Genomic DNA, 18,352 nt, shown 5'->3' on the forward strand with positions numbered 1-18,352 from the left:
GGTGCCGGCATGGCACCCCCTTTTTTCTTCGGCGTCCCGATGAACGGCGCGCACGCGGCAGCTATGCCGTGGCGGGGACGCGCCGCCGGTCCATGCTCAACATCGACCAGGCATAGATCACCAGCCCGCCGAGCGCCAGCAGCAGGCCGACCCAGCCGGTCGATTCCCAGCCGTAGCCGGCCGCGATGGTGAGACCGCCCAGCCACGCGCCCAGCGCATTGGCCAGGTTGAAGGCCGAATGGTTAAGCGCTGCCGCCAGCGTCTGGGCATCGCCCGCTACGTCCATCAGCCGGATCTGCAGCGCCGGGCCCAGCGCCACGGCGGTGCCCACCAGCAGCACGTTGAAGGCCGCCAGCCAGGCATGCGGCGCGGTAAAGGTAAAGGCGCCCAGCACCAGCGCGGTCCAGACCAGCACGCCACCCACGGTCGGCATCAATGCCTTGTCGGCCAGCCTGGCCCCGGCCAGGTTGCCCGCCACCATGCCGATGCCGAACAGCGCCAGCACCACCGGGATGCCCGCCGCCGGCATATGCGCCAGTTCCAGCATGGTCGGCTTGATATAGCTGAACACCGAGAACATGCCGCCAAACCCGATCGCGCCGATGCCCAGCGTCAGCCAGACCTGCTTGCGCTTCAGTGCGGACAGCTCGCGCAGCGGGCTGGCACGCCGGTCGGCCGGCACGAACGGCACCCAGCGCCATACCAGCAGCGCCGTCAGTGCACCCAGCGCGCCCACGATCACGAAGGCCGAACGCCAGCCCAGCCACGTGCCCACCGCTGCGGCAATGGGCACGCCTACCAGCGTGGCAGTGGTCAGGCCCAGCATCACCAGCCCCACCGCCTGCGCGCGCCGCTCGCGCGGGACCAGGCTGGCGGCCACCAGCGCCGCCACGCCGAAATACGTGCCATGCGGAAAGCCCGTGAGCAGGCGCGCCACCATCATCGACACGTAGGAAGGCGCCAGCGCACTGGCGATATTGCCGGCAGCAAACACTGCCATCAAAGCGATCAGCAGATTGCGCCGCGGCCAGCGTGCGCCCAGCACCGCCAGCAGCGGCGCGCCGACGACCACGCCGAGCGCATAGGCGCTGATCAGGTGGCCGGCTTGCGGGATCGAGATGCCGAGGTCGGTCGCGGCATCGGGCAGCAGGCCCATGATGACGAACTCGCCGGTGCCGATGCCGAAGCTGCCGACGCCGAGCGCCAGCAGGGGCAGGCGGCCGGATCGAGGGTGATCGCGGGAAGACAGGGAAGCGTCGGCGCCGCGATCGGGATCCGCGGCGGATTGTGCATGTGGGGCGGCCATGTACAGGATGTGCAGGTGTTCAACAAAATGCCGCCCGCTGACGGGCGAGGTAGTGTCCTCGCCTCTGCTCGATCCAGCGTGCTCCTGTGCGGCGCGCAGGCCGTATTGTGCGGCAAAAACGCAAATCGTGCCGGCGCCGCCCGCACCGGGTGACCACTTCCCTATGACCCGGCGTGCCGGCCCAGCCTGGCCACGTTGTGCTTGATCACGTCCAGCACCGCCGCGGTCATCACTGAGCTGGAGACGCCGAACATCAGGATGCCGTTGGCCGCCTCCAGCGGCCCCAACAGGCGCCACGCGGCGGACATGACGATATCCCCATAGCCCAGCGTGGCAAAGTTGACACCCGAGTGATACAGCGCGGTAGCAAAATCGGAGAATTCGCCGAGCAGCATGAACAGGATCGCCCAGATCGCCATCTGGACGAAATTGCCGAATAGCGTCAGCACCATGACGACCGACAACAGCAGGATGTCCAGGCCCAGCGATTCGCGGCCCAGTCGCGCATGCTTGAAGCGCACGTAGTAGCGCAGGCAGACGGACACGAAGACAGCCTGCAACAGCAGGCAGAGCAGCATCACGGGAAGGCCGACCAGCAGGTTGCGCAGCATGATGACCCGGTTCAGCCAGACAGTTGCCGCGCGCCGCGGGGCTGGTCGAGCCATTCGACCATCAGCCAGGCATACAGCGTGACGCCGATGAACAAGGCCATGCGCACGGCGAAGGCGGTATAGACGTCCTTGCCGGCGGCGCTGTCCTGCACCGACTGGCCCAGCAGGATGATCAGCGTCACGAGGGTATTGAGCCAGAAGCCGGGTGGGTACGACGACGGGCTGAGGCCATACAGCTTGCGCGCTACCAGCAAGCCGAACAGCAGCATCCACAGGAAGTACATCCACAAATGCACAAACAGGCTGAGCGCGGCCCAGAACAGAATGGCCAGGACACCGCCAGACAGCGTCGACCCAAGCAGTTCGCGCCCCGCGCCGCGTGCCGAGGTGGTGCAGCTTTGCCGGCCCAGCACGGCCGCTTTCATGATGATCGGCAGGTACGCCGCCGGATCGTTCAGCGCCAGCAGGAAAGCCGGCATGACCACCAGTGCGGCGCGCAGCGCGATGCGGACGGCCTGGCCTTCCGGCAGGGCAGCGGGCGCAGGCGGGGCGACGGCGCCAGCAGGTTCCGGAAACAGCCAGTGTCCAAGCCCGAGCGCCATCACCGCGACGAGCAAACCCTTGACCAGCGCTTCGATGACGGTGACCGCCAGGCCGAAATCAAAGGTGCCCGCCGCTGAGATCAGGGTCAGTCCCACCACCAGGAAGGTCGACACCAGGCCGTTGCCGCCACGCAGGCCATAGCGAAACGCCATGAACAGGCACAGGCCGACCAGCAGCACGCCACTGGCGGGGTAATAGCGCAGGACCGGGATCAGCAGCAGGCCGGTGCCGGTGGTCAGCATCACGGCCAGCGCCAGGCGCAGCGCGGCCGCGGGCGACATCGGGCGGTTCAGGCTGGTCAGCAGGAACACCCCGAGCACCGGCGCCACCATGGGAACTGGCAGGCCCAGGCCAAAGCTGGCCGCCAGGCACAGCGCGGTGCCGCTGGCCAGGCGCAGCGAGCGCCGGGCGCGTGGATCGGGCGCGGGCAACGGCAGCGCGGGATGGTCAGTAGGCATAGGAAAGCCAGCTCATCAGATACAGGAACACGCGGCCAAGCGGATTGAGCGGATTGCCCTCGGTGGGAAACGCCATGACCTCGGCCTGCCCGCCCACGCGAATGCCGCGCAGCGCGGCAAGTTCGTCTCGGTCAATGTCGACAATGACCGGGAAGCGTTGCGCCGGACGCAGCCAGTCACGGCTGTTCTGCACCGTCGGCAGGGCGCCCGGCGGCGTGCCCGGCCCTACGTTGACGCCGTAGCCGACGCTGCGCACGCGGCCTTTGAAGACCCTGCCGGGCAAGGCATCCAGCACCACGGCAACCGGCGTGCCGGGCTCGACGCGACCCAGGTTGTTCTCGGTCATTTCGGCGTTGACCCACACATCGTGGATGGCGATCAGCGTCATGACCGGATTGCCGGCAGCGGCAAACTGGCCGACGTCGGTGCGCAGGTCGGTGACCAGCCCGGCGGAGCGCGCCCGCACCTGCGTATTGGCCAGGTCCAGTTCGGCTTTCTCCAGGGCCGTGGCGGCGCTGCGCAGCTTGGCGTTGTCGTCCTCGCTGCCGCCCTGCTGCTCGCGCGCCCGCTGGACCTCGGCCCGGGCGGCGGCGACCTGGCTGACGGCCTGCTCGAAGGTGGCCCGTGCCACCTCCAGTCTTCGCAGCGAAATGGTGCCCGGGTCTTCCTGGTACAACCGTTCGAGGCGCTCGCTATCCTGCCGCGCCTTGACTTCGTTGGCACGGGCCGCGCGCAGCGATGCCTGCGCCGATTCGATGCCCGCGGTGCCGGCGCCGATCTGCCGGCGCGTCGATTCCAGGTCAGCGCGGGCGCGGTCCACGGCAATCCTGTAGTGCTGCGGATCCACCTCGAACAGCACCGTGCCTGCCGCGACGTCCTGGTTGTTGCGCACCTGCACCTTGATCACGCGTCCCGACACTTCCGCGGCAACCGGCACCACGAAGGCCTGCACCCGTGCCTGTTGCGTGTAGGGGGTCAGGCGGTCGGCCAGCAGATACCAGGCGAGGCTGATCACGATCAGCAGCAGGACCCAGCGCACGCCCTTTCCTGACGCGTCGGCAGCCGGCGGCGGCGCGCCGGGCGCAGGAGCTGGCGGAACCGGGGGCGCTGCGGGAGGTTGCGGGGTGTCGCTCATCGACGCTCGCTCAAGGATTACCGTTGACTGACAGCGGGACCGGCGCCGGCGCTGGCTCATCCAGCAGGGTCCCCCAGTCGGTGCGTTGCTGCATCTGCTGGCGGGTGGCGGGGTCCAGCAGCGGCAGCTCGCTGGACCAGCCGCCCCCGAGCGCCTTGTAAACGGCGATCAGATCGCTGACCGCATTGCTGCGGTTGACCACGTAGGCGTCCTGCTGGGTCGCCAGCGCGCGCTGGGCATCGAGCACGCGCTGAAAGTCCGAGTAGCCCTCACGGTAAAGCGCGTTGGCCAGCGTCAGCGAACGCCGCGCGGCCAGCGCGCTGTCGCGCAGGATCTGCTCGCGCTCCAGCGCCTTGATCAGCGCGCTGGCGGCATCATCGGCTTCGCGCGCCGCCTGCCGCACGGCATCCTGGTAGGCGACGATCAGTTGCTGGAGCCGGGCGTCCTGCACGCGCACCGTGTTCCGGATGCGGCCATAGTCGAACACGTTCCAGCGCAGGCTGGGTCCGCCAACCAGCGCCAGGCTGTTGGGCGTGCCCGCCAGCGTGCTGGCGGACCAGACAATGCTGCCCAGCAGCGTCAGCGACGGATACAGATCGGCCTCGGCCACGCCGACCAGCGCCGATTGCGCGGCGATCTGCAGCTCGGCGGCGCGGATATCCGGACGGCGCAGCAGCAGGCTGGCAGGCACGTCCTGCAGCACGGCGCGATCGACCAGCGGAATCACGCCTTCCCGGCCGGTCAGTTCCGGCAACTCGGGCAATGGTCCCGGCGGGCGGCCGACCAGCACCGCCAGGGCATTGCGGGTGCGCGTGATCTGGCTTTCAAATTCCGGGATGGTGCTGAGGGTGCCCAGGTACTGCGTTTTCGCTTGCTGCAGGTCGAGCTCGTCGGTCTCACCGCTCTTGAACAGGCGCTCGGTGATTTCAAAGCTGCGCCGCTGCAGCGCCGCGTTGTCGCGGGCGATGCGCAGGCGAGCTTCGGCCGTGCGCAACGCAAAGTAGGTTTCCGCCACCTGGGCGCGCAGCAACACCAGCACATCGTCGCGGTTGGCGCGGGCGGCAAAGTAGGCGGCATCGGCAGATTCGATGGCGCGGCTGAAGCGCCCCCAGAAGTCCAGCTCCCAGCCGATATCGAAGCCCGCGCTGTATTGCCAGAAGCGACTGTTCTGCGGATTGCGGCCGCCGGCCTGCCGGCGCTCCGTGTACAGGACATCGGCGCTGGCCTGCTGCCGTTGCGGAAAGCGCCCGCTCTGGGCAATGCCCAGCTGGGCGCGCGCTTCCATCACGCGCAGGCCGGCAAGCTTCAGGCTGGCGTTGTGGGCATCGGCTTCGGCGATCAGGCGTTCGAGCACGGGGTCGCCGAAGACCTGCCACCACGCGCGGATGTCGGGCAGCGCCTGCTGCACGGTTGCCTGCTCGAGCGCCGGACTGCGCCACTGCTGGGTCCAGGGCTCCTGCTGCGGCTGGAAGTCAGGCCCCAGGCGCGCGCAGCCCCCAACGCAACAGGCGCCGGCCAGCAATGCGCGCAAAGGAGGTTTCCAGCGCGGCATGGGGGCGCGGGTGTTCAGGTCTGTTGCTGGTTCCCAGGCTCGGTCTGCGCGGGCGGCAGCGGCGGATCTTCCACCCATTGCCAGAACAGCTGATAGCCGACGGCCAGCATCACCGGGCCGATGAACAGGCCGATCACGCCGCCGGTCACCATCCCGCCCAGCGCCCCGATCAACACCACCGGCATCGGCACGTCGACGCCACGCCCAAGCAACAGCGGCTTGAGCACGTTATCGGCCAGGCCCGCCACGAAGACATAGACGGCGAAGATGATGGTGGCCATGCTGGCCCCTTCGTTGGCAAAGACAAAGATGATTACCGGCACGGTGATCAGCGTGGCCGGCAACTGCGCGATGCCCAGCAGCAGCACCGCCATGGCCAGCACGCCAGCGGCCGGGACCCCCTTGATGACGAAGGCAACGCCGATCAGCAGCATCTGGATAAAGGCGATGCCGACCACGCCCTGCGCCACCGCGCGAATGGTCGCCGTGCATAGCGAGGCGACGCGCTGCCCCCGTTCCGGGCCAAAGATGCGCGCGGCAATCTGCACGGCGCTGCGGTTGCCGGCCTCGCCGTACGCCATGAAGATGCCGCCGATAATCAATGCGAAGACGAATATCAACAGCCCCTTGCCGATGCCCGCGGCAGCGCCCAGCACGACCAGGCTGATTTCCTTGACCTGGGGCGCATGCGCCTGGATCACGCCGGTCAGGTCGGAAGCGGCCTGCAGCCAGACGTCGTACAGGCGCTGGCCCACCAGCGGCCAACTGGCGACCGACTCGGCCGGTGGCGGAATATGCATGCCCTCTTCCTTGACCATGGCCATGGCGTTGCCAAGCGAGTCGAGCATCGCGTCGCCCAACAGGTATGCCGGCAGCGCGATGATGGCAATGGCGACCAGCACGATCAGCGTGGCAGCACGTCCGTCCCGGTTGCCCAGCCTGCGCCGGAGCCTGACCTGCAGGGGATAAATGGTTACCGCCAGGATCACCGACCAGACAATGAGATCGAGAAAGGGCCGGAATATCTGGAAGCAGAAGATCGCGAGCACCGCGATCAGACCGGCGCGGATCAGCACATCGAGGAGTCCGCGCGACAGCACTCTCTCTGAAGTTGGCGTGGGCATCATCGCTTGTCTCCCGCTGATCACCATCAAGATCCAGGACCGGCAACCTCGCCGCCGCGCAATCGCCTGGCCAGGTTAAGTACTGGCCGCATGGACGGATGAAATCCAGTCTAGGTGAGGGGTGAGGCCGGGACAACCTCAACAGGTATGCTTATCGCTACATGGACCGTGGATGGCCAGATGGCACAGCGATTGGCTTTGCACTTGCCCGTTGAAGACCGGAAGCTGCAGGAACGCCGGGACATCGGCGGCGCGGAGCCAGGGCCTGGCCGCGCGAGACTGGCGCGTCCTAGAGGATTCGAACCTCTGACCGCTCGCTTAGAAGGCGAGTGCTCTATCCAACTGAGCTAAGGACGCGAAGGCGTGCATTCTACCGCAGCGCCTGCCTGCGGTGACAAGCCGTGCGCATCAGGACGCGGCACGCGGCTGGCCGCGCGTGACGTAGCGTCCAGCGCCGGCGGTATCTGCAGACGACGCTGCGCTATCGCCGCCCGCCGGATGCAGCGACACGCAGTTGCGCCCCTTCAGCTTGGCGTCATACAGGGCGCGATCGGCGCGGCGCATCAGCGCGTCGGCACCCTCGCCGGGCTGCCGCGCCGCCACGCCGATGCTGACGGTATAGGCGATCGGATCAGGCTCGGACGGACACGGCGTGGCGCGCACCGCCGTGGCGAGCCGCAGGCAGGCCAGCCGCGCCGGCTCGAGCTCGGTGTCCGGCATCACGATGGCAAATTCCTCGCCGCCCAGGCGTCCAGCCAGCTCACCGTGGCCGAGGGTCTTGCGCAGCAGCCCGGCAAAATGCCGCAACACGCTGTCGCCCGCCAGGTGGCCATAGACATCGTTGATGGCCTTGAAGTGATCGAGGTCGACAAACGCGACCGTCATCGGCTTGCGCTGCCGCTCGGCATGCAGGCAGGCGGCCTCCAGTTCCTCCCAGAAAGCGCCGCGCAGTAGCACATCGGTCAGGTCGTCATGGCGCGCGCGACGCTCCAGCATACGACGCAGCCGGTCGTGCGCCATCAGCGCAAAGCTGACCGACACGCCGACCAGGGCAAAGACATTGAATATGGCGAGCTCGCCGTCCCAGGGCATCGGCCGCGGCCAGGCGCCGCCATGCGCCATGCCCGCCAGCGGCCGCAATACGGTCCATGCGTTGATGGCCGCGGCACCCACCACGATCGCCGCCAGCGACCATGCCGCCAGCCGGCCGGTGCCGCGCGCGGCCGGCACCGACGGCACCACGCTGCGGGCGAGATCCAGCAGCAGCACGATGTGGCAGGCGCTCAGGAGCGGCGCCAGATCTGGCAGCACCACGGCCGCGGCCAGGTATCGCGGCGCCAGGTCACCCCAGGCCACCACTGCCGCGGCCGCCAGGTTCAGCCCCAGCAAGCCCGCGGCGCGGCCTGGCCGCTGCGCAAAGTGACGCGCGCCCACCGCCATTACCGAGAGGGCGGCGAGCAGCGCCAGGTCGGTCGACTCCGGCACCAGCCACATCGGCCGCAATGCCTGCACCGCCGCCAGCGCCGCGGCAAAAGCCGCCAGCACGCTGCCTAGCGCCCAGGATGTCAGGCCGCTGCGCTCCATGCCCGACGACCGGCGCAACACAACGCAAACCACCGCCATCTGCAAGGCAAACAGCCCCGCGATGAGCACAACCACGTGCGACTGAAACATCTTTATTCCCGTCCAAGGCAACCAGCGGCGCTCCGCATGCCACCGCGCTTCCCTGCTTCTTTGCCGATCCTGTGCCGGACCGTTGTTATCGAATGCCGCATCTCCTGTTTCAGGCCGCCCGCGCAGCCATTCGGCAAACGCGGGCAGACCGAGCCGCTCGCCTTGGGGGGGAGCGCCGTTCTTGTTCTGGTGATCAGGTCAGTCCGGAAGGAAATACGAAAAACCGGGCGTTCCCAACAGCACGCCGGTCGGACTGGAGCGGTGTGCGGATTATCGCAGCGCGCAAACCCAAGTCAAGCCAAAGCGCCCCCGCCAGAAGGGGGAGCATCGCGGCAGGCGCGCGTGCCCCGAACCTGCCTGGAGCGACACAGATTGACCGTGGTGCCCCAACGCGGCTACAATGGCCGGCTTCGGAGCGTAGCGCAGCCTGGTAGCGCATCTGATTTGGGATCAGAGGGTCGTAGGTTCGAATCCTATCGCTCCGACCAGAAATAGCTGATGGGAACAACGGCCTGGATCGCAAGATCCGGGCCGTTTTTCTTTTATCGGCCTGAGACGGCTGGGCCCTGCCGTGCAGCATGTGGCGTTTGCGCCGCCGGCCATACGCTGCCTGAGGGTCAGACAGATGCCCGCCAGCCGCCCCCGATCACCACGGGAACAGGTCCGGCCAGATCACCGCGCCGGCGAACAGCATCAGTATCACGGCTGCCATGACCAGTCCACGCCCGGGGCCGTGCTGACTGGCTTCGACTTGCGGCATCCATGAAGATGCGGCCTCCTGCCGCGCCGACGCAGCGAGCGGCGCCGGCGCGCTGCAAGGCCGGGCGGCAGCGCTCGTCGCGAAATCGGCTTCGGCAAGCAGGAAGCCCATGGGTGTCGCCTCTCGACTGGCGCCGATCTGCCGGAATAGCAACTTGGACAGCGCCAGGCAATCGTCCAGCGCAACCTGCGGCCGCGGCCGGAAGATATGCAGGTGCTCGCACAGCGTATCGAGCTTGTGGTTGGCAGCGTGGAAATAGCGGGACCAGTGCACTTGCCGTACCGAGCAGCGCCAGGGCTTGTCCCGGATGCCGGGCAGCACTTTCTCCAGCATCCTAGCGTTGAAGGCGGCACCGTGGGCCACCAGCACGTCGGCATCGTCGACAATGGCGCGGATGGCGCCGATGTCGAAGCGGCGCCCGCGCAGCATGTCCGCGGTCAACCCGTGCGTGTCGGTAGCCGCGGCGCTGATCGGCACGGTGGGCTCTTGCGAACCGTAGTACTCCGCCACTTCGCGCAGCAGGCCGCCGGCGCGCGGCGACACCTCGACCAGCAGCAAGCCAATGCTGACGGGCTCATCCTCTGGCGTGAGCCCGGTGGTTTCAGTACTGACGATTGCGACCCGCATGGGCACTCCGTGTGGCTGTACGCGGGCTTGGTTGGCGCCAGCCGCTATGGTCGTTTGCCTCTAGGGTAGTGCGAGCGCGTTAATCGTCATATCAACCAGATGGGCTAAACGGTTCAGGCAGGCTTCTGGTCCGCCACGCCGCTGCGTCGCCGTTCCAGGTTGCAGTACACATCGGCCGCGACCAGTCCGAACAGCGCATGCGCAAACAGGCTCTCCCAGCCGCGCGCTTCGTCGAACCAGTTGAGATAGCGCCCGAGCACATAAAAGTTGACCAGGTACACCACCACGCCGAACACGATGCCGACCACCGAGGCCAGTCCCAGGCTGGTATCAAGCCGGAACGACGACAGGATCAGCGCCAGCGCCGTCGCCAGGATGATCGACAAGGCAAAATGCACCGTCCCCGCGGCCAGCACGATGGTCCAGTTGAAGGTATCCGCCGACAGCGCCTCGCGGCCCAGGATGATGGCGGCGACCATCTTCACGGTGCCCCAGGCGCCCTGGTAGAGCAGAAAGCGCGCGGTCAGCAGCTCCAGCACCATGTAGACCGCGCCGGCGATCAGCCCCGCCAGCACCGCGGCGCGCCAGTCGGGGCGGCAGCGGACATAGCGGTGCGATTCCAGATGGAGTTCCATGGCAGTCTCCTTGCGAGATCCGGCGCGGCACGGCCGTACGCGTTAGTTCTAGCTCATATGGCATAAATGCCAAGCGCACCGCGATCCGATTTGAGGCTTTATCGCCATTTTATTGCGCGCGGGGCAGGCCGGGTGCAACCCTCGTCCGGGCAATGCTGCATCCGCGTACGTGATACAATGTCGCAGTAGCCCCCGGGGTGTCCGAGCCTCCCTGTAACCGGGCGTTCTCACCAGCGCGCTCTTGCGAGCGAACCACAGCCGCCGGCGCGGGCCATCCGCGACGACAACGAACTGGCGAACCACCGGGTACACCTGCCCGCCTGCTCCGCGAAGCACACGGCCTCTCCGGCTGTCAGCGACCAGGTTTTCGCCCAAGCAATCCGCGCCCGCAGGGCGACACCGCTGACGCCGCCGACTGCACCGGTCATGCAGGCGCCAGCTGCCGCAGGCTGCGCCCTGCCCTAACCGCTCGCGGTTGGCCGCATCGGCGCAATGCGCCGCGGTTGGTGCCGTTGCGGGCGAACCGAAACAGGATTTTTGAAAACGTAACCATGCAGCCTTCGCGGGTTGCCGAAAAGGAAGACAGATTGGCTAAGGAAGAACTCATTGAATTTGGCGGCGTGGTGTCGGAAGCCCTGCCTGACAACCGCTATCGTGTCACGCTGGAAAACGGCGTCGAAATCTGGGCATACGCTTCGGGCAAGATGCAGAAGCACCGCATCCGCATCCTGGCCGGCGACCGCGTGACCCTGGAAATGTCGCCCTACGACCTGACCAAGGGACGCATCAACTTCCGCCACAAGTCCTGAGTTTCCCAACGGCGCCGATGGCAACGCACTCGCGCTGCCGTCCGCGTCGCTGCTGCGTTGCGCCGACGCGCGGTCTCCCCGCTGACACCGCGCGCGGAGACGCTTGCGGGCTGCCCTGACCGGCAGCCCGCTTTTGTTTGCGCCGCGCTTGCGCCGGTCGGGCCGCTTCACCATACTCGAAGCAAGCTCATTGCCCCGTCCGACATGAACCTGATCCTGTGGCGCCATGCCGAAGCCGAAGACCTTCCCGACGCCCTCAGCCTGAGCCGCCATGCCGACCTGCAGCGGCCGCTGACGCGGCGCGGCCGCAAGCAGGCCGAGGCTTCGGCCAAATGGCTGCGTGCCCATCTGCCCGCCGATACCCGCGTCTTGTGCAGTCCCGCCGTGCGCGCCCGTGAAACCGCGGCCGCGCTGACCGGCGCGGCGGAAGTCCTGGACGCCCTGGCTCCCGGCGCCGACGTCAGCACCGTGCTTGCCGCGGTCGAATGGCCGGAGCGCGCCGAGCATGTGGTGGTGGTCGGCCATCAGCCCTGGATCGGCCGGGTCGCGAGCCTGCTGCTGGCGGGCGCCGAAATGGACTGGAGCGTGCGCAAGGGGGGCATCTGGTGGCTGACCGGCCGTACGCGCGAAAGCGAGGCCCAGACGGTGCTGCGCGCGGTCATCAATCCCGAGTTCCTCTGAGTCCGGCCGGGGCGCGGCACCGTCCGGCGCGCCCCTGAAGCGCTCCGGGACGGACCCCGGCAGTCGAAAGTCACGCAACCGTCATCGCCGGGTCACGGCACTGTCACCGGCCCTGACTACATTGCATCGCAACAGTTACGTCACCAAAAGGACATACTGATGCGAGATCTGCCGACGCCTACCCAGCCGCTCTTCGACTCCCTGCCCAATGGCCTCGGCGGCCAGACGGCGCGGAGGCGTCTTCATCGCCCATCGGATACACCGGCACATGAGTCGCCTGTTCTCAGCGTGGCGTGGGCGCGCCACCAGGATGAAGTAATCGAGGCCCAGCGCCTGCGCTACAAGGTCTTTGCCGAGGAAATGGGCGCGCGCCTGACGTCTTCGGTGCCCGAACTGGACATCGACATGTTCGATGCCTACTGCGACCACCTGATCGTGCGCGACCAGGCCACGCTGCGCGTGGTCGGTACCTACCGGGTATTGCCGCCGCACCAGGCGAAGCGCCTGGGCTGCCTGTACGCAGAATCCGAATTCGACCTGGTGCGCCTGTCGCACCTGCGTCCGAAGATGCTGGAGCTGGGCCGCTCGTGCGTGCACCGCGACTACCGCTCCGGCAGCGTCATCATGGCCTTGTGGGGCGGGCTGGGCGAGTACCTGCAGCGCTGGGGCATCGAGTCCATGCTGGGCTGCGCCAGCGTGCCGATGAGCGACGGCGGCCACTACGCCGCCAGCCTGCACCGGCTGTTCAGCGAGCGCTCGCTGGCGCCGATCGAGTACCACGCGTTCCCGCGCCTGCCGCTGCCGGTGGAGGACCTGAACCAGCAGCTGGCAGTCGAGCCGCCCGCGCTGATCAAGGGCTACCTGCGCCTGGGTGCGAAGATCTGCGGCCAGCCGGCCTGGGACCCGGATTTCAACGTGGCGGACTTCCTCACGCTGCTGCGCGTGAACGACATGAACCCGCGCTACGCCCGCCACTTCCTGGGCCTGAACAACGCCGCCTGAGCGGCGCCCCGCCCCAAAGCCCTTCCGATGACGGCCGCCCCCTGGGCGGCCGTTGGACCGCTTCCATCCGCACTCAGTCGTAGACCACCTTGTAGCGCTTGCCGATCCGCTGCCATTCGTCGGCTTCCTGCGCCAGGCTGTATTCGATCAACGGATTGGCGTCGATCCACGCCTTGGGCAGCCGCACGGTAAAGCCTTCGTCCAGCGCCTCGGCCAGCTGCGTGACACGGATGTCCGGCAATGCGACATCCGAGCGGCGCCGGCACAGCACAAAGGCCAGGCGCAGGCTGAACAGCATGCGCCAGTCGACGAACTTGCCGCTGCCCGACAGCTTGCCCAGCTTGCCCGCATGGCCCAGCAGCAGCGTCGCCAGCCGCGCCTGGTCGGTCTTGGAAAAGCCCGGCATGTCGGCATGCGTGGCGATGTAGGCAGAGTGCTTGTGGTAGCCGCTGTGTGAAATCGACATGCCGATCTCATGCAGGCTGGCCGCCCAGCCCAGCAGCGCCAGGTTGTCCTCGCGCCGTTCATTGGCCGGCTCCGGGAACTGTGACAGCAGCGCCTGCGCGGCGCGCCGCACGCGACTGGCCTGGGCGCGATCGACGCCGTAGCGGCGCATGAACTGGTCCACCGTGACCGTGCGCATGTCCTCATGGTGGCTGCGTCCGAGCAGGTCGTACAGCACGCCCAGCCGCAGCGCGCCGTCGGTCACGTCCATGCGCTCGATATCGAGTTCGGCGAACACACCCAGCATGATCGACAGCCCGCCCGGCAGCACCGGGATGCGGTCCGGCTTGAGGCCGGTCAGCTTGACGCGATTGGTGTTCTCGGCCTTGATCAGCGCACGCTTCAGGCGCTCCAGCCCTTCGCGCGTGATGCCGTGCTCGGCATTGCTGTCGTTCATGCCGTTGAGTTCGATCAGCTCGGCCAGCGCGCGCGCGGTGCCCGACGAGCCCACCGCCTGCTCCCAGCCCGCGGCACGGTACTGGCGCACCAGCACCTGGATTTCGCGGCGCGCCGCCAGCTCGGCCTGCTTCATCGCGTATTCGTCGACATTGCCGCTGGGGAAGAACTGGCGGCTATGCGATACGCAGCCGATATACAGGCTTTCCATCAGCTTGGACTGGTAGCCGTTGCCGATGATGAATTCGGTCGAGCCGCCGCCGATATCGACCACCAGGCGGTTGCCCTGGCAGGCCGGCGCATCGTGCGAGGCACCCAGGTAGATCAGCCGCGCCTCCTCGCGCCCGGCGATCACTTCGATCGGGAAGCCCAGCGCGCCTTCGGCCTCGATCAGGAATTCGGAGGCGTTCCTGGCGACGCGCAGCGTATTGGTGGCGACCGCGCGCACCTGGCCCGGCGCGAACTCGCGCAGGCGGTCGCCGAAGCGCCGCAGCGCATCGATGCCGCGTCGCCGCGCGGGCTGGTCCAGGTATTTGTCGGGCGTCAGCCCGGCCGCCAGCCGCACCGGCTCGCGCAGCGCGTCGACCTGGAAGATCTGGCTGGCCGGGCCATTGGCCGTGGGGGTCTCGTCCACCCGCCCGATCATCAGGCGGAAGCTGTTCGAGCCCATGTCGACGGCAGCCAGCAGGCGTGGAGTGTTGTTCATCGTTTGCTTGGAGGGCTGGTTCGCGTTGGCGTTGCGAGTCGCGGCAGGGACACGCTGGTGTCTGCGCCTGCCGGCGTTCGCGCCCGGGAAAAATATGTCGTTGTCATGTCCGCATCATGACAAAATTAAATTGTCATGAAAGTGACACGATTCTATGAAAAAGTCGCCACATTACCAAAAGAAGGTCATGACCATGTCGACGACTCCGTCCAGTACGCTGCTCAATCGCGAACTGGGCATCCTGGAATTCAATGCCCGCGTGCTGGCGCAAGCCGCGGACCCGAAAGTCCCGTTGCTCGAGCGGCTCAAGTTCATCTGCATCGTGTCCAGCAACCTGGACGAGTTCTTTGAAATCCGCATGGCGGGCCTGAAGGAACAGATGCGCGACAATGCCTCGGGCCTGACGCCGGATGGCCTCTCCTTCCAGCAGACCTACCAGCTTGTCACCGAGCGCACGCAACGGCTTGTGGCTTCGCAGTATGACATGCTGCAGAACACCATTTTTCCACTACTTGAAAAAGAAGGGGTCTTTTTCCACCTGACCACCACCTGGACCGACGCCCAACGCGAGTGGGCGCGCCAGTTCTTCCAGCGCGAGCTGGCACCGGTGCTGACCCCCATCGCCCTGGACCCGGCCCACCCCTTCCCGCGCGTGCTCAACAAGAGCCTGAACTTCGTGGTGGAACTGTCCGGCAAGGACGCCTTCGGCCGCGATGCCGATCTCGCCATCGTGCAGGCACCGCGGGCGTTGCCGCGCGTGGTCAAGATGCCGGAGAAGCTGTCGGGCTATCCATACGGCTTTGTCATGCTGTCGTCGTTCATGCAGGGGTTCGTGCACGAGCTGTTCCCCGCCATCGCCGTGCATGGCTGCTACCAGTTCCGCGTGACGCGCAACTCCGACCTGTTCGTCTCGGAGGACGACATCACCGACCTGCGCGAGGCGCTGCAGGGTGAATTGCCCGCGCGCCATTTCGGCGACACGGTGCGGCTGGAGGTTTCGTCGGATACGCCGACTCCGCTGGCGCGCCGGCTGCTGCTGGAGTCCGGGCTTGCCGAACAGGACCTGTACCGCGTTTCCGGCCCGGTGAACCTGGTGCGGCTGATGCAGATCCCCGACATGGTCGATCGACCCGCACTGAAGTTTCCGCCCTACGTACCGGCCCCGGTCAAGGTCTTTGCCGGCGGCGTGTCGATGTTCGACGTGATGCGCCAGCAGGACGTGCTGCTGCACCACCCGTACGAGAGCTTCAGTTCCGTGCTCGACCTGCTGCAGCTGGCCGCGGCCGACCCTAACGTGGTCGCGATCAAGCAGACGGTCTACCGCACCGGCAACGAATCGCTGGTGATGGAAGCGCTGATGACCGCCGCGCGCAACGGCAAGGAAGTGACGGTGGTGGTGGAACTGCTGGCGCGCTTCGACGAGGAAACCAATATCAACTGGGCCGAGCGGCTGGAGTCCGCTGGCGCGCACGTGATCTACGGCGTGGTCGGGCACAAGTGCCACGCCAAGATGCTGCTGATCGTGCGGCGCGAGCCCACCGGGCCCAAGGCCAAGCAAGTCAAGCTGCGCCGCTACGCCCACCTTGGCACCGGCAACTACCACCCGCGCACGGCCCGGCTCTATACCGACTTCGGCCTGCTGACCGCCGACGAGGCCATCTGCGAAGACGTGCACCACGTGTTCCAGCTGCTGACCGGCACGGCCGGCACGATCCGGCTGAACCACCTGTGGCAGTCGCCGTTCACCATGCAGACCAGCCTGGTCGACCATATCCGCGTCGAGGCCCGCAACGCGCGCGCGGGCAAGCCGGCCCACATCATCGCCAAGATGAACGCGCTGCTGGAACCATCAATCATTGATGAGCTGTACAAGGCGTCGCGCGCGGGGGTGAAGATCGACCTGATCGTGCGCGGCGTATGCGCGCTGATGCCGGGCGTGCCGGGCATGTCCGAGAACATCTCGGTGCGCTCGATCATCGGGCGTTTCCTTGAACACCACCGCGTCTATTACTTCCACGCCGGCGGCGAAGAGGTGCTCTATCTGTCCAGCGCCGACTGGATGGACCGCAACCTGTTCCGCCGCGTGGAAGTCGCGTTCCCGGTACTGGACAAGGCGCTCAAGGCGCGCGTCGTCAAGGAAAGCCTGCAGGTTCACCTGCGCGACAATGCGTCGGCGTGGATCATGCAATCGGATGGCAATTACGTGCGCAAGCAGACGCGTTCCAAGCATCCGCATGTAAGCCAGAACGATCTGCTGGTGATGTTCGGCGGTACGCCCTGAGCGCGCGCCGCGAGCAAAAGAAAACCCCGCCGCGGCGGGGTTTTCCTGTTGCGATCAGGCGGCGCGCCGCGAACTGTCCGGTGACTGCGGCGCGATCGTCGGACCCGCCCCGGGCACCGGGCTGTCCGCGCTTTCGGCAGCGGAGCGCTGGCTGCGCTCCTGCGGGAACACCACGCGAAACACGCTGCCCCGGCCCTCCTCGCTGGTGACGCGCAGTTCCGCATGGTGGCGCGACAGCACGTGCTTGACGATGGCCAGGCCCAGCCCGGTCCCGCCGGTGTCGCGCGAGCGGCTGCGGTCGACGCGGTAGAAGCGTTCAGTCAGGCGGGGAATATGCTCGGGCGCGATGCCCAGGCCGGTATCGGTCACTGAAAACACCGCGTGGCCGTCTTCCCAGGCCAGCCGCATGGTGATACGGCCGCCCTCCGGGGTGTAGCGCACGGCGTTCGAGACCAGGTTGCCCAGCGCGGACATCAGTTCGGTTTCCGCGCCCCGCATGCCCACAGTCGGGTCGATCTCGGCCGCGACCTGGTGCCGGCCCTGCGACAGCGCCTCGGCGTCGTGCATCAGGTGCGCCACCATGGCGCGGATCGGCACCACGTCATGGCCCGGCGGCTGCGCGTCGCTTTCCAGCCTGGCCAGCGCCAGCAAGTCTTCGACGATGCTCTGCATGCGCACCGACTGCGCCAGCATCATGTCGATGTAGCGGCGCCGGTCATCCTCCGACACCGGCAGGTCGCGCACGGTTTCGAGGAAGCCGGTCATCACCGTCAGCGGCGTCTTCAGTTCATGCGAGACATTGGCGACAAAGTCGCGCCGCATCGCCTCGGTATTTTCCAGCTTGGTGATGTCCTGCGTGATCACCAGCTTGCGGTTGTCGCCGTATGGCAGGATCTGGACCGCGATCACGCTGTGCTTGTGCTCGCCCATGTCGCGCATCACTAGCGGATCGTCGAACTGCTGCCGCGTCAGGTAGCGGACAAACTCCGGCCGGCGGATCAGGTGGGTAATGCGCTGGCGCACGTCGCGCCGCGCGTTCAGGCCGAAATGCTGCTCGGCGACGTCGTTGCACCACTCGATCTGGTCGGCGTCATCGAGCATCAGCACGCCGTTGGGCGAGGCCTGGATCGCCTGGATAAAGCGCGTGTGCTGCTGCTCGACCTGCAGCACCTGGGTGCGCCAGCGCTTGACCAGCCGGTGCAGGCGGTAATACACCTCGCCCCACAGCCCGAGCGCGCTGGGAATCTCGCCGTAGACCGGCGCGTCCAGCACCTTCCACAGCCGGTTGATCTGGTACAGGTAGTAGAAGAGCAGCCCGAGCAGCGAAACGCAGGCCAGCGCCAGCGCCGGCACCGGGCCGACGGCCAGGTAGACGCCGGCGGACAGCACCAGCAGGCTGATCAGGATGGCCACGGAACGGGCCCAGATGACATTCATGCGCAGGGTTCAGGCTCGCAGCCAGCCGAGAAATTGAAGCTGTCGGCTGGC

Annotated in this window: 15 protein-coding genes and 2 tRNA genes; 5 read left to right on the plus strand and 12 right to left on the minus strand. The window is 67.1% G+C overall.

From position 1 onward, the window contains the following. Nucleotides 1-61: 61 nt before the first annotated feature. The 8 genes from ACOCMH_RS26925 to ACOCMH_RS26960 all read right to left on the minus strand — a co-directional run bounded on the left by ACOCMH_RS26925 (nt 62) and on the right by ACOCMH_RS26960 (nt 8,463). Nucleotides 62-1,321 carry an MFS transporter gene (locus ACOCMH_RS26925; RefSeq protein ID WP_427313375.1) on the minus strand — a complete coding sequence of 420 codons (1,260 nt, stop codon included), beginning with the start codon at nt 1,319-1,321 and terminating at the stop codon, nt 62-64. A gap of 146 nt (nt 1,322-1,467) precedes the next feature. Further along, nucleotides 1,468-1,917, minus strand: a complete 450-nt coding sequence (locus ACOCMH_RS26930; RefSeq protein WP_427313376.1) for an ion channel — start codon at nt 1,915-1,917, stop codon at nt 1,468-1,470. Nucleotides 1,918-1,928: 11 nt separating this feature from the next. Then, on the minus strand, nt 1,929-2,978 hold the full coding sequence (locus ACOCMH_RS26935; RefSeq protein ID WP_427310187.1) for a DUF2955 domain-containing protein: 1,050 nt from the start codon (nt 2,976-2,978) through the stop codon (nt 1,929-1,931). Then, a complete protein-coding gene (locus ACOCMH_RS26940; RefSeq protein ID WP_427310189.1) occupies nt 2,968-4,113 on the minus strand; it encodes an HlyD family secretion protein in 1,146 nt (381 codons plus the stop codon). The genes ACOCMH_RS26935 and ACOCMH_RS26940 overlap by 11 nt, the downstream gene beginning before the upstream one ends. A 10-nt stretch (nt 4,114-4,123) precedes the next feature. Further along, nucleotides 4,124-5,665, minus strand: coding sequence for an efflux transporter outer membrane subunit (locus ACOCMH_RS26945; protein WP_427310191.1), 1,542 nt, complete (start codon nt 5,663-5,665; stop codon nt 4,124-4,126). 14 nt (nt 5,666-5,679) lie between these two features. Then, complete coding sequence (locus ACOCMH_RS26950) at nt 5,680-6,792, minus strand: AI-2E family transporter (protein WP_427310193.1); 1,113 nt, start codon at nt 6,790-6,792, stop codon at nt 5,680-5,682. Between the two features lie 277 nt (nt 6,793-7,069). Continuing rightward, nucleotides 7,070-7,146 (minus strand) — tRNA-Arg (locus ACOCMH_RS26955). A gap of 51 nt (nt 7,147-7,197) precedes the next feature. Further along, nucleotides 7,198-8,463 (minus strand): GGDEF domain-containing protein, encoded by a 1,266-nt coding sequence (locus tag ACOCMH_RS26960; RefSeq protein WP_427310195.1) that lies wholly within the window; start codon nt 8,461-8,463, stop codon nt 7,198-7,200. A 411-nt stretch (nt 8,464-8,874) separates the two neighbouring features. Here ACOCMH_RS26960 and ACOCMH_RS26965 point away from each other — a divergent pair. Continuing rightward, nucleotides 8,875-8,951, plus strand: a tRNA-Pro gene (locus ACOCMH_RS26965). Nucleotides 8,952-9,109: 158 nt separating this feature from the next. Here ACOCMH_RS26965 and ACOCMH_RS26970 read toward each other — a convergent pair. After that, a complete protein-coding gene (locus ACOCMH_RS26970) occupies nt 9,110-9,850 on the minus strand; it encodes an exonuclease domain-containing protein (RefSeq protein ID WP_427310197.1) in 741 nt (246 codons plus the stop codon). A 113-nt stretch (nt 9,851-9,963) separates the two neighbouring features. Beyond that, on the minus strand, nt 9,964-10,485 hold the full coding sequence (locus tag ACOCMH_RS26975) for a hypothetical protein (RefSeq protein WP_427310199.1): 522 nt from the start codon (nt 10,483-10,485) through the stop codon (nt 9,964-9,966). A 587-nt stretch (nt 10,486-11,072) separates the two neighbouring features. Here ACOCMH_RS26975 and infA point away from each other — a divergent pair. From infA to ACOCMH_RS26990, 3 genes are all read left to right on the plus strand, one after another. Beyond that, nucleotides 11,073-11,294, plus strand: a complete 222-nt coding sequence (gene infA, locus ACOCMH_RS26980; protein ID WP_008641674.1) for a translation initiation factor IF-1 — start codon at nt 11,073-11,075, stop codon at nt 11,292-11,294. Between the two features lie 204 nt (nt 11,295-11,498). Further along, the gene (locus ACOCMH_RS26985) at nt 11,499-11,975 is read left to right on the plus strand and encodes a SixA phosphatase family protein (protein ID WP_427310202.1); all 477 of its coding nucleotides are present in this window, start codon (nt 11,499-11,501) and stop codon (nt 11,973-11,975) included. 159 nt (nt 11,976-12,134) lie between these two features. Then, nucleotides 12,135-12,977 carry a GNAT family N-acetyltransferase gene (locus ACOCMH_RS26990; protein ID WP_427310204.1) on the plus strand — a complete coding sequence of 281 codons (843 nt, stop codon included), beginning with the start codon at nt 12,135-12,137 and terminating at the stop codon, nt 12,975-12,977. 73 nt (nt 12,978-13,050) lie between these two features. On the opposite strand, the gene ppx is transcribed toward ACOCMH_RS26990, so the two are convergent. Continuing rightward, nucleotides 13,051-14,583, minus strand: a complete 1,533-nt coding sequence (ppx, locus tag ACOCMH_RS26995; protein ID WP_427310206.1) for an exopolyphosphatase — start codon at nt 14,581-14,583, stop codon at nt 13,051-13,053. Between the two features lie 154 nt (nt 14,584-14,737). Here ppx and ppk1 point away from each other — a divergent pair, with 154 nt between their 5' ends. Then, entirely contained in the window at nt 14,738-16,864 is a 2,127-nt protein-coding gene (gene ppk1, locus ACOCMH_RS27000; RefSeq protein WP_427310208.1) for a polyphosphate kinase 1, read from the plus strand. Between the two features lie 54 nt (nt 16,865-16,918). On the opposite strand, the gene phoR is transcribed toward ppk1, so the two are convergent. Beyond that, nucleotides 16,919-18,301: a phosphate regulon sensor histidine kinase PhoR gene (gene phoR, locus ACOCMH_RS27005; RefSeq protein ID WP_427310210.1), complete on the minus strand. Its 1,383-nt coding sequence runs from the start codon at nt 18,299-18,301 to the stop codon at nt 16,919-16,921. Between the last annotated feature and the right edge of the window lie 51 nt (nt 18,302-18,352).

Origin of the sequence: Cupriavidus sp. H39, from assembly GCF_050271075.1 — a bacterium.
GTDB classification, from domain to species: domain Bacteria; phylum Pseudomonadota; class Gammaproteobacteria; order Burkholderiales; family Burkholderiaceae; genus Cupriavidus; species Cupriavidus necator_B.